Annotated in this window: 13 protein-coding genes; 6 read left to right on the top strand and 7 right to left on the bottom strand. The window is 64.6% G+C overall.

Annotated elements, in window-relative coordinates; translation table 11 throughout:
* Positions 1 to 38 precede the first annotated feature (38 nt).
* The 3 genes from NKI67_RS09325 (at position 39) to clpS (ending at position 1,196) form a co-directional block, all read left to right on the top strand.
* On the top strand, positions 39 to 383 hold the full coding sequence (locus NKI67_RS09325; RefSeq protein WP_023679500.1) for a hypothetical protein: 345 nt from the start codon (positions 39 to 41) through the stop codon (positions 381 to 383).
* A 34-nt stretch (positions 384 to 417) separates the two neighbouring features.
* On the top strand, positions 418 to 633 hold the full coding sequence (locus NKI67_RS09320) for a hypothetical protein (RefSeq protein WP_352456451.1): 216 nt from the start codon (positions 418 to 420) through the stop codon (positions 631 to 633).
* A gap of 257 nt (positions 634 to 890) precedes the next feature.
* Positions 891 to 1,196, top strand: a complete 306-nt coding sequence (gene clpS / locus NKI67_RS09315; RefSeq protein WP_023679498.1) for an ATP-dependent Clp protease adapter ClpS — start codon at positions 891 to 893, stop codon at positions 1,194 to 1,196.
* Positions 1,197 to 1,367: 171 nt separating this feature from the next.
* Here clpS and NKI67_RS09310 read toward each other — a convergent pair whose 3' ends face one another.
* The 4 genes from NKI67_RS09310 to NKI67_RS09295 are packed head-to-tail and all read right to left on the bottom strand — an operon-like array spanning position 1,368 to position 8,196.
* Positions 1,368 to 3,455, bottom strand: a complete 2,088-nt coding sequence (locus NKI67_RS09310; RefSeq protein WP_352645090.1) for a hypothetical protein — start codon at positions 3,453 to 3,455, stop codon at positions 1,368 to 1,370.
* A gap of 3 nt (positions 3,456 to 3,458) precedes the next feature.
* The gene (locus NKI67_RS09305; protein ID WP_352586751.1) at positions 3,459 to 6,281 is read right to left on the bottom strand and encodes a DUF4159 domain-containing protein; all 2,823 of its coding nucleotides are present in this window, start codon (positions 6,279 to 6,281) and stop codon (positions 3,459 to 3,461) included.
* Positions 6,278 to 7,192, bottom strand: a complete 915-nt coding sequence (locus NKI67_RS09300; RefSeq protein WP_352456454.1) for a DUF58 domain-containing protein — start codon at positions 7,190 to 7,192, stop codon at positions 6,278 to 6,280. The genes NKI67_RS09305 and NKI67_RS09300 overlap by 4 nt, the downstream gene beginning before the upstream one ends.
* On the bottom strand, positions 7,192 to 8,196 hold the full coding sequence (locus NKI67_RS09295; RefSeq protein WP_352645088.1) for an AAA family ATPase: 1,005 nt from the start codon (positions 8,194 to 8,196) through the stop codon (positions 7,192 to 7,194). The genes NKI67_RS09300 and NKI67_RS09295 overlap by 1 nt, the downstream gene beginning before the upstream one ends.
* Positions 8,197 to 8,338: 142 nt before the next feature.
* Here NKI67_RS09295 and NKI67_RS09290 point away from each other — a divergent pair, with 142 nt between their 5' ends.
* Genes NKI67_RS09290 through NKI67_RS09280 form a run of 3 tightly spaced genes read left to right on the top strand, consistent with a single transcriptional unit; the run spans position 8,339 to position 10,879 of the window.
* Positions 8,339 to 8,968 (top strand): DUF1285 domain-containing protein, encoded by a 630-nt coding sequence (locus NKI67_RS09290; protein ID WP_352586939.1) that lies wholly within the window; start codon positions 8,339 to 8,341, stop codon positions 8,966 to 8,968.
* 13 nt (positions 8,969 to 8,981) lie between these two features.
* Positions 8,982 to 9,614: a CoA pyrophosphatase gene (locus NKI67_RS09285; RefSeq protein ID WP_352586754.1), complete on the top strand. Its 633-nt coding sequence runs from the start codon at positions 8,982 to 8,984 to the stop codon at positions 9,612 to 9,614.
* The gene (locus tag NKI67_RS09280) at positions 9,611 to 10,879 is read left to right on the top strand and encodes a CCA tRNA nucleotidyltransferase (protein WP_352645086.1); all 1,269 of its coding nucleotides are present in this window, start codon (positions 9,611 to 9,613) and stop codon (positions 10,877 to 10,879) included. The genes NKI67_RS09285 and NKI67_RS09280 overlap by 4 nt, the downstream gene beginning before the upstream one ends.
* Before the next feature lie 3 nt (positions 10,880 to 10,882).
* On the opposite strand, the gene NKI67_RS09275 is transcribed toward NKI67_RS09280, so the two are convergent.
* The 3 genes from NKI67_RS09275 to hemF form a co-directional block, all read right to left on the bottom strand.
* Complete coding sequence (locus NKI67_RS09275; protein WP_023679490.1) at positions 10,883 to 11,068, bottom strand: DUF1059 domain-containing protein; 186 nt, start codon at positions 11,066 to 11,068, stop codon at positions 10,883 to 10,885.
* 283 nt (positions 11,069 to 11,351) lie between these two features.
* Entirely contained in the window at positions 11,352 to 11,612 is a 261-nt protein-coding gene (locus NKI67_RS09270) for a DUF1344 domain-containing protein (protein WP_023679489.1), read from the bottom strand.
* Between the two features lie 257 nt (positions 11,613 to 11,869).
* Positions 11,870 to 12,784 (bottom strand): oxygen-dependent coproporphyrinogen oxidase, encoded by a 915-nt coding sequence (gene hemF, locus NKI67_RS09265; protein WP_023679488.1) that lies wholly within the window; start codon positions 12,782 to 12,784, stop codon positions 11,870 to 11,872.
* Positions 12,785 to 12,828 lie beyond the last annotated feature (44 nt).

The following is a 12,828-nucleotide window of genomic DNA, read 5'->3' as shown; positions in this document are numbered from 1 at the left end:
TCGGCTGCGACACGCGTTACGGGATTACGGACAGACCAATGCAAAGGTTCTCGATCAGTCTGATGGGTGCGTTGCTTTCCATTTCGCTCGTCACGGCCGCGGTCGAACATGCCGATGCAAAACTGGCCGATGCGAAGGTGGCCAATGCAAAGGCGGCCGATGCAAAGGTGGCGACCACCCGCAGCGAGCGTTGCATCGATCTGAACCGCCAGTTTGACGAAGCCCTCGAAACCCATGCCGCGGCAACGCAGGTCACCGCTGCGAAAGCACTTCAAAGAAAGGGAAACCGGTTCTGCGCCAACAAGAAACAGGCACAGGGAATCCGGATGCTCGCGAATGCTTTGAAGCTGCTTGGAGTGACACCGATCGATCCCGTTCAGTGACACAATCCGATCTGCACAAAAAGGAAGTGAAGCCATGAAAAAGTCCCTCCTCTCCGCCCTCGGTCTCGCCATCGCGCTGGCCGTCTCGATGCCGGTTCTCGGCGCCAGCAGCGCCAATGCCGCGACCACCACCCCGGCTGCGACGACAACGACGACCGCTGCGCCGGCCAAGGCCGTGAAGAAGGTCGCTGCCAAGAAGACCGTCAAGAAGCACAAGAAGCACGCGGTCAAGGCAACTCCGAAGGCCTGATCAAGCGACATCTTTCTACCCTATGAGAAGACCGCTCCAGTTGCGATTTGCCTGGAGCGGTCGTCTTTTTTGTTGCGTGCAGACAGTAGGGCCAGTCCCGGCCCACACCCCCCGTTGAACGCCAGACGGCAGTTCCCACATAGGCACGGACTTTTGAACTGCGCCTGCCGGGAAGCCGATCGCGCGCGGTTGAATGGACGACCGCTTTTGCCCATGTCAAAATGACCGCAAAGCTGTCGTACGCAATTGCCGGTCCAATGCCTGAAATCACGACAAAACCCCGTACCAGCACGAAGCCGAAGGTCGAACGGCCGAAGCTCTACAAGGTCATCCTGGTCAATGACGATTTCACTCCGCGCGAGTTTGTCGTGACGGTGCTGAAGGCCGAGTTCAAGCTCAGCGAAGACCAGGCGCATAGGATAATGATCACCGCGCACCGGCGCGGCGTCTGCGTTGTCGCCGTCTTCACCAGGGATGTCGCCGAGACTAAGGCGGCGCGGGCAACCGATGCCGGCAAGGCCAAGGGCTACCCGCTGATGTTCACGACGGAGCCGGAGGAGTAGGGCGGTTCGCTTTCTTCCTTCTCCCCTTGTGGGAGAAGGTGGCCGAGCGAAGCTCGGTCGGATGAGGGGTGTTCCAGCTTGGCAAGGACGGCACTCCGTCCAGCACCCCTCAACCGTCTTGGCGCTGCGCGCCAATCCACCTTCTCCCACAAGGGAGAAGGATAAACCGCGTTACCGCCCTTCGCGGTACCACATCGAGCCCATCGCCAGAAGCAGCAGGCCGAGGCCGAGGAAGCCGCCGAACAGCGGCACGCGCGAGACGGCCTTGAGCACGCTGTCGTCGGTGGTGCGCAGGCCGATCCAGTCATTGCCGGAAGCCGCGCCCGAGGAACGGACCGGGACTACGGATGGCAGCGTGACGGTGCTGGTCAGGTTGCCAATGGCCGATGCCGGCGCCAGCCGGCGAACGCTGCCGCCGGTTGCCTCAGCCGGTGGTTTCAGCCGGTTCTCGGTGGAGACGACGTCGGTGAATTCCGGGGCGTTGACCGGCCCGACATGGGCCAATGCCGTCAGGTCGCCATTGCCGACCTGATAGAGACCGATTTCGCTGGTCTCGACGCTGCCGAGGAAGACGCCTGGCTCGGATTTCTCGAGCCTGACGATCAGTGCCTTGCCGGACGGCGTGATGACTTGCGCCGGGCCGGGATCGTCGCTCATCGTCTGGCGGCGGATTTCCAGCACCATGCCGCGGCCGTCGGCGGTCAGCCGCTCTTCCTCGAGTTCGGGCTCCTTCATCAGCCAGTGGGCGATGCGCCGGTAGAGCTGGACGTGCGGGCCGCCGCCCTCGAATCCGCGCGCCCACAGCCAGCCCTGATCGGACAAAAGCATGCCGACGCGGCCTTCGCCCTTGCGATCGAGCAGTAGCAGCGGCCGGTTGTCGGCACCCTTCATCACCACCTCGCCCTCGGGGTTCTCGACGCCGATGGTGCGGAACCAGCGGCTCCAGTGCGGCGGCTCGGTCGCGGAGCCGTCGAGCCCACGCGTTACCGGATGACGCTGGCCGGTATCGGTGAGACGTGGGTAGAAGGCCTTGTCGATGACCTCGCCGGTCGGCATTGCCGGCAGTGCCGACATCAGCGGCGTGCGGGCGATCGAGCTTTCGCCGGCATATTCGGGGCCTGCCGCGATCAGTAGCGCGCCGCCCTTTTCGACATACTCGGAGATGTAGTCGTAATAGAGGATCGGCAGCACGTCGCGGTGCTGATAGCGGTCGAAGATGATCAGGTCGAAATCCTTGATCTTCTCGACGAACAGCTCGCGCGTCGGGAAGGCGATCAGCGACAATTCGTTGATCGGCGTGCCATCCTGCTTTTCCGGCGGGCGCAGGATGGTGAAGTGCACGAGGTCGACCGAAGCGTCGGATTTCAGCAAATTGCGCCAGGTGCGCTCGCCGGCATGCGGTTCGCCGGAAACAAGCAGCACGCGCAGATTTTCGCGGATGCCGTCGATCAGCGCGATGGCGCGGTTGTTGGTGTCGGTGAGTTCGCCCGGCTCGTGGTTGATGGCGAGTTCGACGATGTTGCGCCCGGCGCTGGGAATGGTCACCTGCAGCGGCATCGCCTGGCCGATGTTGGCGTGCTCGACCGATACCTGCTCGCCGTTGACCGATACGCGGACATCGACCGGGCCGGTCTCGTTGTTGGTGGCGATGACACGATACGTCATGTCGAGCGGCTTGCCAACGAGGCCGAAGCGCGGCGCATTCTCGAAGCGGATGCGGCGGTCCTTCTCATGCTCGTTGCCGGTAATCAGCGCGTGCAGCGGGGCATTGAAGTCGGGTGCGCCGGGCGGCGCGTCATGCACCTCGCCATCGGTGATCATGATGGCGCCGCCGATGCGCGACGGCGGCACGTCGCGGAAAGCATTTTCGAGTGAGGAAAACAACCGCGTCTCGGTGCGCTCGTCGGCGGCTTCGGACTTGCCGGCCTCGACGACACGGACGTCGAACTGCTTGAAGCGGCCGAGACGCTGCTGAAGCCCGGCCAACGCCTCATCGGTCTGTTTGGTGCGGTCGCCGATATCCTGGCTCTGGCTGCGATCGACGACGACCACGACGATGCTTTTCAGCGGCTCGCGCTCTTCGTTGAGAAACACCGGATTGAGCAACGCCGCAGCCAGCGCAATCAGGGCTGTCAGGCGGAAGACCGCGCCGCGCTGGCGAAACCAAAGGCCGGCCAGCGCCAGCAGCAGCAGCGGCACCAGAACCACGGCGAGCAGCGGCCAGGTGATGAGCGGTTCGAAGGCGAGCGACCAGTTCATGGTCTATTGCCCCAGCCGTTCGAGCAGCACCGGGACGTGCACCTGGTCGGATTTGTAGTTGCCGGTCAGCATATACATCATGATGTTGACGCCGGCGCGCAGCGCATAGATGCGCTGCATCGGATCCGACGGCACCGTCGGCAATAGCGGGTCGCCATTCTCGTCGACCGCCCAGGCGCCGGCGAAATCATTGGCGGTGATCATGATCGGCGAAACGCCGTCGCCGGTGCGCACCGGGCGGTTCTCGGTGTTGCTGGCTTCGAGCGATGCCTCGACCCAAAGCGGGCTGCCGGCAAAACGGCCAGGAAACTCCGGAAGGATGTAGAAGGATTTGGTCAGCACGTGGTCCGACGGCACCGGCTCCAGCGGTGGCACGTTGAGGTTGCCGAGGATGTCGCGCAGCCGCTCCGTCGCCGGGCTGGTCGAATCCGCACCAATGCCATTGGCGAACTGGTCGCGGGTGTCGAACAAGACCGTTCCGCCCTGCTGCATGTAGGCGTCGATGCGGGCGATGGCGGCCTCGCTGGGCATCGGGGCCGAGGGATCGATCGGCCAGTAGATCAGCGGATAGAAGGAAAGTTCGTCCTTCGAGATGTCGACGCCGGCCGGTGCTCCGGGTTCGAGCGCGGTTTTTTCGATAAGAAAGCGGGTCAGGCCTTCGAGCCCGGCGCGGCTGATCGAATCGACACCCGGCTCGCCGGTCAGCACGTAGGCGATCCGGGTCTTTGAAATGTCCCCGATCGCCTCCGTATCTCCCGGTTTGGCGTCGTCGGCACGCGCGACGTCCGCGTGGCCAATCAAGGCGCCGAGCGCAATCAGCAGGACGGCTGCCGTCGCCGCAGCGCCGGCACGGCGCGGCCGGCGCGACAACAGGCCGCCCATCCAGAATACGGCAAGCGTGTCGAGCACCATCAGCACCAGGGCGGCCGTGACAAGCGGACCTTTGAGGTTGTGCTGCTCGTCGAAGGCATACTGGATGGTGGTGACCGGCACCGTGATTTCAGGCCGGGCCAGCGGCCTGAATGCGCTGTCGCCGCCGAGCAGATTGTGAGCGAACACTCCAGTCTCGGAGCCGTAGAGGCCGGGCGGGTTTTCCAGCGTCACCGGCAGCGGGCCGGCGCCGGGCACCAGCGGCCTGGCATCCGGCGTCGGCGGCACCAGCGTGCCGTCGGCGGCGATCATACGATAGGGTGCCAGCGACGTGGCGGCGGCCTCGGCATTGGCGACAGCCGCGCCCTGGTTGCGCGACAATTGCACGATGCGCCGCAGCATCTCGACGAAGCTGCCGGAGATCGGCAGGTTGGACCACGTCGCCTCGGGGGTGACGTGGAACAGTACGAGGGTGCCCTTGTCCTTCTTCATCCCGGTCACCAGCGGCGTACCGTCGGCAAGCGTGGCCCAGGTGCGCTCGACGATGTCGGGCGTCGGTTCGGCCAGCACCTGCCTGGTGACGGTGACCTCGGTGGGCGGCGCGAGGTCGGCGAAGGGACCGGTTTTCGGGAATTCGGTGACCGGCTGCGGCGCCGTCCATGACAGCGCGCCGCCAAGCGATCGTTCGCCCGTGCGCAGCCGAACTGGCAGCAGGTCGTCGTCATTGCCGGCAGCGGCCAGCCGCGAACCGGCAAAACGCACCAGCGTGCCGCCCTTGTCGACCCAGTCAACCAGCCTTTGCCGCGCTTGTTCCGGAATGGTGCCGACATCGGCCATGAGGATCATCGCCGGCTTCTGGTCGAGCAGTTGCGGGATGGCGTCGGCGAGATCGACGCTCGACGGCTCGACCAGATCGGCGAACGGCTGCAGGGCGCGGCGGATGTAGTAGAGCGGCGACAGCAGCGGTTGCGCCTGGTCGGCCTCGGCCTGCGACAACAGCCCGACGCGGCGGCGTTTTGAGCTCTCATCGAGCACGCGGACGGCACCGGCCTGGCGCTCGCCATCGAGCGCGATGTAGGCGAAGTCGTTACGCAGTTCGAACGGCACCGCCACCGTGCCGGTGGCGGTGGTTCCGCCCGGGGCAAAGGTCAGCGTCGCGTCGGCAATGCGGCGCCCCTTGTCGTCGAAGGCGCCGGCCGTCACCTGTGCAGGTGCCGGATCGCCCGGTGCGCGGATGGCGGTCAGGGCGAAGCCGTCGACCTGGTTGTCGGCGCCGGTCAGGCCGGTCAGCGACAGCCGGTCGGAGACGGCCCAGACAACACGTGCCGCGTTCTTCGACAACAACGTGTTGAAGGCGGCTTCGTCGCCTTGCGCCGCCAAGCCATCGGCGAGCACCGCGACGCTGGCGCCAGGCAGCGACTCCAAGGCTGAAGCGACGCGGGCATAGACGGCGGGGCGGTCGGTCGGGATCGGCCGCGGCTTTGCCGCGCGCAGCCGGTCGAGCGCGGCAGCGGCATCGAAGGGACCGATCTCGGCATTCGGCTTCTCGGCTGTGAAAGCGATGAGCACCGGCACGCCGTTCGAATTGGCATCGGCGATCAGCCGCTCGGCGGTGGCGACCCGCTTGCCCCAGTCGGCGGCACTTGCCCAGTCATTGTCGATCACCAGCGCCAGGGCAGCGCCCTCGGCCGGCAGCTTTTCGCGCGGATTGAAGACCGGTTCGGCAAGTGCTGCCACGACAAGCGCGGCCATCAGCAGCCTGAGCAGCGTCAGCCACCAAGGGCTCTGCTGCGGCGTTTCTTCGCGCCTCAGCACGCGGGCGAGAATCCTGAGCGGCGGAAACACCTCGGTTTGCGGCCTGGGCGGGGTCAGCCGCAGAAGCCACCAGATCACCGGCAGCGCCAGCAGGCCCCACAGCACGATCGGCGCCCCGAAGGAGAGCGGCAGCCAACTCATGCGCGGGCCCTCCCGGCAAAGGCGCCTTCGCCGGTCATCGCCATGTGGATGCGCACCAGCGCCTCGGAGGCAAGGCGATCGGTATGATTGACGGTAAAGCTCCAGCCAAGCCGTTTGCACCAGGCGGCCAGTTCCTGGCGGCGGGCGGCATAAAGCAGGCGATATTCCTCGCCCAGCATTTCGGCGCGGCCGGCGGTCAGCTTGTCGCCGGTCTCAGGATCGGTGAATTCGGTGCGCCCGGCATAGGGGAAGCTTTCCTCGGCCGGATCGGCGACCTCGACCAGATGGGCGCGCACGCCGTGGCGGGCGAGCACGTCCAGCCACGCCATGGTGTCCTCGACCGGGTCGAGGAAATCGCTGACGAGGACGATGTCGCAGAACCGGCGAATGCCGGATAGGTCGGGCTTTGCCGGCAGGTCGGCGGCGTGCATCAGTTGCGCCGCGATGCGCTCGGCGCCATTGCGGGCGGTGAACGGGTCGGTCAGGCCCGGCCAGGCAATGCGCTCGCCGCTGCGCGACAAAAGCTCGGCCATGGCCAGCGCCAGCACCAGGGCGCGCGATTCCTTGGGAACGCTGGCTCCGGTCGATTTGTAGAGCATGGAAGGCGAGGGATCGGCCCACAGCCACACCGTGTGGGCGGCCTCCCATTCACGGTCGCGGACATAGGTGTGATCGTCGCGGGCGGAACGGCGCCAGTCAATGCGCGAGGAATCGCCTTCGACATAGGGCCGGAACTGCCAGAAATTCTCGCCGATACCGCGCTTGCGGCGGCCATGCCAGCCGGCAATTACCGTGTTGACGATGCGGCGCGCCTCGACCAGCAGGTCCGGCACCAACGAAGCCCGCAACCGGCCTCTGGCGAGCGCATCGCGCGTCGCTGCCGGTGCCTGCGCTTCACCGATGCGCGCCATCAAATCCCTTTCGCGAGCTTCGCCACAACATCGCGAACCGTGGTGCCCTCGGCGCGGGCGGCGAAGGTCAGCGCCATGCGGTGCTGCAGCACCGGCTCGGCGAGCGCGCGGACGTCGTCGACCGACGGCGCCAGCCGGCCGTCATAGAGGGCGCGGGCGCGGGTGCACAGCGTCAGCGCCTGGCTGGCGCGCGGGCCTGGGCCCCAGGCGACGTGCTTGTCGGTATCGGCGTTGCCCTGGCCGGGGCGCGCTGAGCGCACCAGCTTGAGGATCGCCTCGACGACGCTTTCCGGCACCGGCATACGGCGGATGAGCGTCTGGATGTCCTTCAGCCGCGCCGGCTGCAGCACGTTTTCAGCCTTGGCATCCTCGATACCGGTGGTTTCCAGCAGGATGCGGCGCTCCGCCTCGATCTCGGGGTAGAGGATATCGACCTGCATCAGGAAGCGGTCGAGCTGCGCTTCCGGCAGCTGATAGGTGCCTTCCTGCTCCAGCGGGTTCTGCGTCGCCAGGACGTGGAACGGTGACGGCAGATCATGGCGCACGCCGGCAATGGTGACGTGGTATTCCTGCATCGACTGCAGCAGCGCCGACTGGGTGCGTGGCGAGGCGCGGTTGATCTCGTCGGCCATCAGCAGTTGCGCAAAGATCGGCCCGGAAATGAAGCGGAACGAACGCTTGCCGAATTCATCCTGCTCCATCACCTCTGAGCCGAGAATGTCCGATGGCATCAGGTCGGGCGTGAACTGGATGCGGCGCGAATCGAGGCCGAGCACGATGCCCAGCGTTTCGACCAGCTTGGTCTTGGCGAGGCCGGGCACGCCGACCAGCAGTGCATGGCCGCCGGCCAGCAATGCGACGAGCGTGCGCTCGACGACGCTTTCCTGGCCGAAAATGACCCGGCCGACGCCGTCACGGACCCTCGAAATGTCGGCCAGCGCTTTCTCGGCCTGCGCCACCATGTCCTTTTCGCTGATTGGGCTTTCCTTGATCATAACGCTCATGCAGCATCGATCCTTCTGTTGGACACCGCTTGGCACCTTGGTGCCGCAGAGAATGCCGCGATTCGGCCTCGCATGCGCCTGCAATGAACTTAAATCACAGACTTAGGCTGACAAGCGGAACAACAGTGACTATTTCGTGACCATGACGGAAGCCGCCGACCATCGTGAAGAGAGCCTGACGGCCGCGACCGAGGCGCGCGGACTGGAGGCGCTGGTCTCGCGCGCGACGCGCGCTGGCAAGGGGCCGGCGCCGGTGGAACGCTGGAATCCGGCATTTTGCGGCGATCTCGACATGGAAATCAAGCAGGACGGCACCTGGTTCTATCTGGGAACGCCGATCGGCCGGATGCCGCTGGTGCAGCTTTTTTCCTCAGTGCTGCGCAAGGACGCGGACGGTAGAACCTACCTGGTGACGCCGGTGGAAAAGGTCGGCATCCGCGTCGCCGACGCGCCCTTCATTGCCGTCGAGATGGACGTGTCGGGCGCCGGCGACGGACAAATCGTCACCTTTCGCACCAATGTCGGCGACGTGGTAGAGGCTGGGGCGGGACACCCGCTGCGCTTCGTCGATGAGGACGAGACAGGTGGCCTGAAGCCTTATGTGCTGGTGCGCGGGCGGCTGGAGGCGCTGGTGGCACGGCCGGTGATGTACGAATTGGTCGAGCACGGCGAAGAGATCGACATCGGTGGCAAGACGATGTTTGCCGTCCGTTCCAAAGGCGAGGTCTATCCAATCATGCCGGCTGAGAAACTGAAACGGCTGAGCGCATGACGGATCGCCTATGATGGATCAGGTGATGCCATTGCCGTTTTCCGCTGCCGGGTTTCGCCAGCGCGTCGCGGCGCAGCCGCTGGCGCATGCCGGCGATGATTTTGGCGACCACCGCTTCAATCCGGGCCATCCCAGGCTGAAGCTGGCCAAGGCGCTGCGCGATGCCGCCGTGCTGATCCCGGTGGTCGATCATGGCCATGAAGCCACGGTCCTTTTGACAAGGCGGGCGGAAAAGCTGCGCAACCATTCGGGGCAGGTGGCTTTCCCCGGTGGTACCATCGATCCAACCGATGCGAGCCCGGAAGCGGCGGCGTTGCGCGAGACATCCGAGGAGATCGGTCTCGATAGTGATTACGTCGAGATCATCGGCCGTCTGCCGGACTACGTTTCCGGCAGCGGCTATCGCATCGCCCCGGTGCTCGGGATTGTGCGGCCCGGTTTCAGCCTGACGCTGAATTCCGACGAAGTCGATGCCGTCTTCGAGGTGCCGCTGGGCTTTCTGATGGACCCCGCCAACCACACCAGAGACAGTCGCATGTGGAACGACCTCGAATGGTTCTATTACGAGATGCCCTATAGCGGCCAGCGCATCTGGGGCGTCACCGCGGGCATCATCCGTACGCTTTATGAAAGGCTCTATTCGTGAGCGATCCAGTGTCGATCGCGGGCAAGGCCGGGTGGCTCGGCGAACGCCACCTGCAGCGCCTGCTCGCCGCGCTGACTGATGGCGGCGAGGAGGCGCGTGTCGCCGGCGGTGCGGTGCGCAACGCGCTCATGGGCCAGCCGGTCGCCGACATCGACATCGCCACCACCACGGTGCCCGAGGAAACCATCCGGCGCGCCGAGGCGGCAGGCTTCAAGACGGTACCGACCGGCATCGAGCATGGCACAGTCACCGCGGTCGGCCACGGCAAGGCCTATGAGGTCACCACGCTCCGTGCCGATATCGAAACCGACGGCCGGCGCGCCAAAGTGTCGTTCGGCCGCGACTGGAAAGCCGACGCTGAGCGGCGTGATTTCACTATCAATGCACTCTATGCCGAGGCCGATGGAACGGTCGTCGATCTGGTCGGCGGTATCGCCGATATCGAAGCGCGGAGGCTGCGATTCATCGGCGATCCGGAAGCGCGTATCCGCGAGGATTATCTGCGCATCCTGCGTTTCTTCCGTTTCTTCGCATGGTATGGCGACGGCAGGCCGGATGCCGAAGGGTTGAAGGCTTGTGCCCGGCTGAAGCAGGGGCTCGACCAGCTTTCGGTCGAGCGCGTCTGGTGGGAATTGAAGAAATTGCTGTCGGCGCCGGATCCGTCGCGGGCGCTGCTGTGGATGCGCCAGGCCGGCGTTCTGACCGCCGTTTTGCCGGAAAGCGAGAAATGGGGCATCGATGCCATCCACGGGCTGACCAAGACCGAGAAGGATCTGGCCTGGGCGCCGGACCCGCTGCTCAGGCTGGAAGCCATCGTGCCGCCGGATGCCGCGCGCATGAAAACGCTTGCCGAGAGATTGAGGCTTTCCGTGAGCGAAGCAAGCCGGCTGCGGAATTGGGCGATCACGGCTGCCGTCGATCCGAAAACGACCGAAGGAGAGTTGGCGAAAAGGCTCTATTTTGGCGACCGCCAAGGCTTTGTCGATCGGTTGCGGCTGTTGCTCGCTTCCGCTCGAGCCCGCGCGGTCGAGGACAATGACGCACTGCTCGAAGCCGGCGGCTTCTCGCGCCTGCTTGCCTTCGCTGCAAAATGGCAAAACCCTGATTTTCCGGTCAAGGGCGCCGATCTGACGACGCTTGGCGCATCACCGGGGCCGAAGCTTGGTGCAACGTTGAAGAATCTCGAAAAGGAATGGGTCGAGTCCGGTTTTGCGCTTGATCGCGGCGCGCTGCTCAAGCGCGCCGCGGAGGCACTCGAATCCTGACTGTCACGCTGCGTCGCGGACCTTTTCGATGCGCGAGCGGATCGCTTCGATCATCGTCTCGCGGATCACCGTCTCGCCGTGCGTCTCGCGCAGATGCTCGACGGCACGGCGCATGACCTCAGCCTCCTCCTCGGCGCGTGTGTGCCACTCGCAGCCGGGTACGAGCGACCCGCAATGGAATTCCTTCATCGGCTTCTCCTCATCTCCTCCTTGGAGCGCCGCACAGCGCACTGACACGGAAGCTCCAGACCTTTGATTGCGCGATCCGGAAACCGCGTACGGTATCCGGGCTACACGCTGGCCAGCTAAGCATAACACGATCGAACGGTTTTGGTTGCCTTAGAGTGCCGTGCGTCCAAGCCGACACGCGGCCCTCTAGTGATCGGGTTGTTGCGAAAAGGCGGAGCATCGCTGCTCCGCCCTCTTACGCTACCCAGGAGTAAGACCTCGTCTTGCTCCAGCGGGCAGGACATCACTTCACGATCTTGACTGCCTCGGCAATTTTATCCTTGCCGCTCATATCCCACGTGACGCGGACCTTTTCGCCGACCTTCAGGCCAGGATCCTTGAAGGTCTGGGGCAACGTAAAGGTGGCTCCGTTATCCAGAACTAGGCTCATCGCCGTTCCATCAAAGCTTTTGATCGTGCCGGTGGTGTGCTTGACCGCAGCGAATGCGGCAGTACCAGAGGCGAGAACGGCAGCGGCGGCTGCGGTCATAATAAGCTTGCGCATGGCATGCTCTCCTGGAAAATGCGGGCACCGCTTGGGAAAGGTGCCCCATTCAATCATGGGCCGTCCGGTCACGTCGGGTCGCGGCTCTCGGGAGTAAAGAACCGCCGGCGTTTCCCGGCCCGACGCGACAAATAGCCCAATCTTTACAATGGTATATTAGACGAAAAAGATATTTTCTGGCGCGCCTTGCGCCACATTCGCCGTCAAATTCTGGGGATTTGGACCCGATTGCGGCTCACGTCGTGCTCACCGAGATTTTACGGCCATTTCGCTTCTGGCGGCAGGCTGGACAGGATCGAGGCGACATTGCCGCCGGTCTTCAGCCCGAAGATGGTGCCGCGATCGTGAAGCAAGTTGAATTCGACATAACGGCCGCGGCGGATGAGCTGCTCGTCACGGTCGCCATCGGTCCAGTTGTCATTGAAGTTGGCGCGCACCAGATGTCCGTAGACGACGAGAAAAGATCGCCCGACGTCCTGGACGAAGTTGAAATCGGCGTCCCAGCCGCCTTTGTCCTCATCCGAATGCAGCCAGTCGAAGAAGATACCGCCGGTACCGCGTGGCTCGTCGCGGTGCGGCAGGTAGAAGTACTCGTCGCACCAGGCTTTGAATTTCACGTAGTCGGCGATCGCCGCGTTCTTCTCGCAGGCAAATTGCATCGCTCTGTGGAAGGCGATCGTGTCGGGGTCGTCCTGGCTGCGGCGGCGGTCGAGCACCGGTGTCAGGTCGGCGCCGCCGCCGAACCACTGGCGCGAGGTGACGACCATGCGCGTGTTCATATGCACGGCCGGCACGTTGGGGTTCCACGGATGGGCGATCAGCGAAATGCCGCTTGCCCAGAAGGAGGGGTCCTCTTCGGCGCCCGGCATCTGCTTCCTGAATTCGGGCGAGAACTCGCCGTGGACGGTCGAGGTGTGGACGCCGACCTTCTCGAAGACGCGGCCGTGCATCATCGACATGATTCCGCCGCCGCCCTTGCCGGCATCGCGTTGCCACGGCGTCTTTTCGAAGCGGCCGGGCGACCAGCTGGCCTGCGGCCCCTGCAGGTCCTGCTCGATCTGCTCGAAGCTGGCACAGATGCGCTCGCGCAACGTCTCGAACCACAGCCGTGCCTTCGTCTTCTTCTGTTCGATGTCGGCTGGCAGCCCCGCCGGTATCTCGGGTCGTTGCAAATCCTGTCTCCGGTTGCGGGCGCGCCCGACAAATGACTCGTCTT

Origin of the sequence: Mesorhizobium sp. M0408 (assembly GCF_040321495.1) — a bacterium.
GTDB lineage: Bacteria > Pseudomonadota > Alphaproteobacteria > Rhizobiales > Rhizobiaceae > Mesorhizobium.
This window is presented reverse-complemented; position numbering and strand designations above follow the sequence as displayed.

What these genes read in the sequence shown, in the direction of transcription:
- NKI67_RS09305 (WP_352586751.1), bottom strand. Translation starts at nt 6,281, where the DNA reads ATGAGTTGGCTGCCGCTCTCCTTCGGGGCGCCGATCGTGCTGTGGGGC.
- NKI67_RS09325 (WP_023679500.1), top strand. Translation starts at nt 39, where the DNA reads ATGCAAAGGTTCTCGATCAGTCTGATGGGTGCGTTGCTTTCCATTTCG.
- NKI67_RS09285 (WP_352586754.1), top strand. Translation starts at nt 8,982, where the DNA reads ATGGATCAGGTGATGCCATTGCCGTTTTCCGCTGCCGGGTTTCGCCAG.
- NKI67_RS09300 (WP_352456454.1), bottom strand. Translation starts at nt 7,192, where the DNA reads ATGGCGCGCATCGGTGAAGCGCAGGCACCGGCAGCGACGCGCGATGCG.
- NKI67_RS09270 (WP_023679489.1), bottom strand. Translation starts at nt 11,612, where the DNA reads ATGCGCAAGCTTATTATGACCGCAGCCGCCGCTGCCGTTCTCGCCTCT.
- NKI67_RS09310 (WP_352645090.1), bottom strand. Translation starts at nt 3,455, where the DNA reads ATGAACTGGTCGCTCGCCTTCGAACCGCTCATCACCTGGCCGCTGCTC.
- NKI67_RS09320 (WP_352456451.1), top strand. Translation starts at nt 418, where the DNA reads ATGAAAAAGTCCCTCCTCTCCGCCCTCGGTCTCGCCATCGCGCTGGCC.
- NKI67_RS09275 (WP_023679490.1), bottom strand. Translation starts at nt 11,068, where the DNA reads ATGAAGGAATTCCATTGCGGGTCGCTCGTACCCGGCTGCGAGTGGCAC.
- NKI67_RS09290 (WP_352586939.1), top strand. Translation starts at nt 8,339, where the DNA reads ATGACGGAAGCCGCCGACCATCGTGAAGAGAGCCTGACGGCCGCGACC.
- NKI67_RS09295 (WP_352645088.1), bottom strand. Translation starts at nt 8,196, where the DNA reads ATGAGCGTTATGATCAAGGAAAGCCCAATCAGCGAAAAGGACATGGTG.
- clpS (WP_023679498.1), top strand. Translation starts at nt 891, where the DNA reads ATGCCTGAAATCACGACAAAACCCCGTACCAGCACGAAGCCGAAGGTC.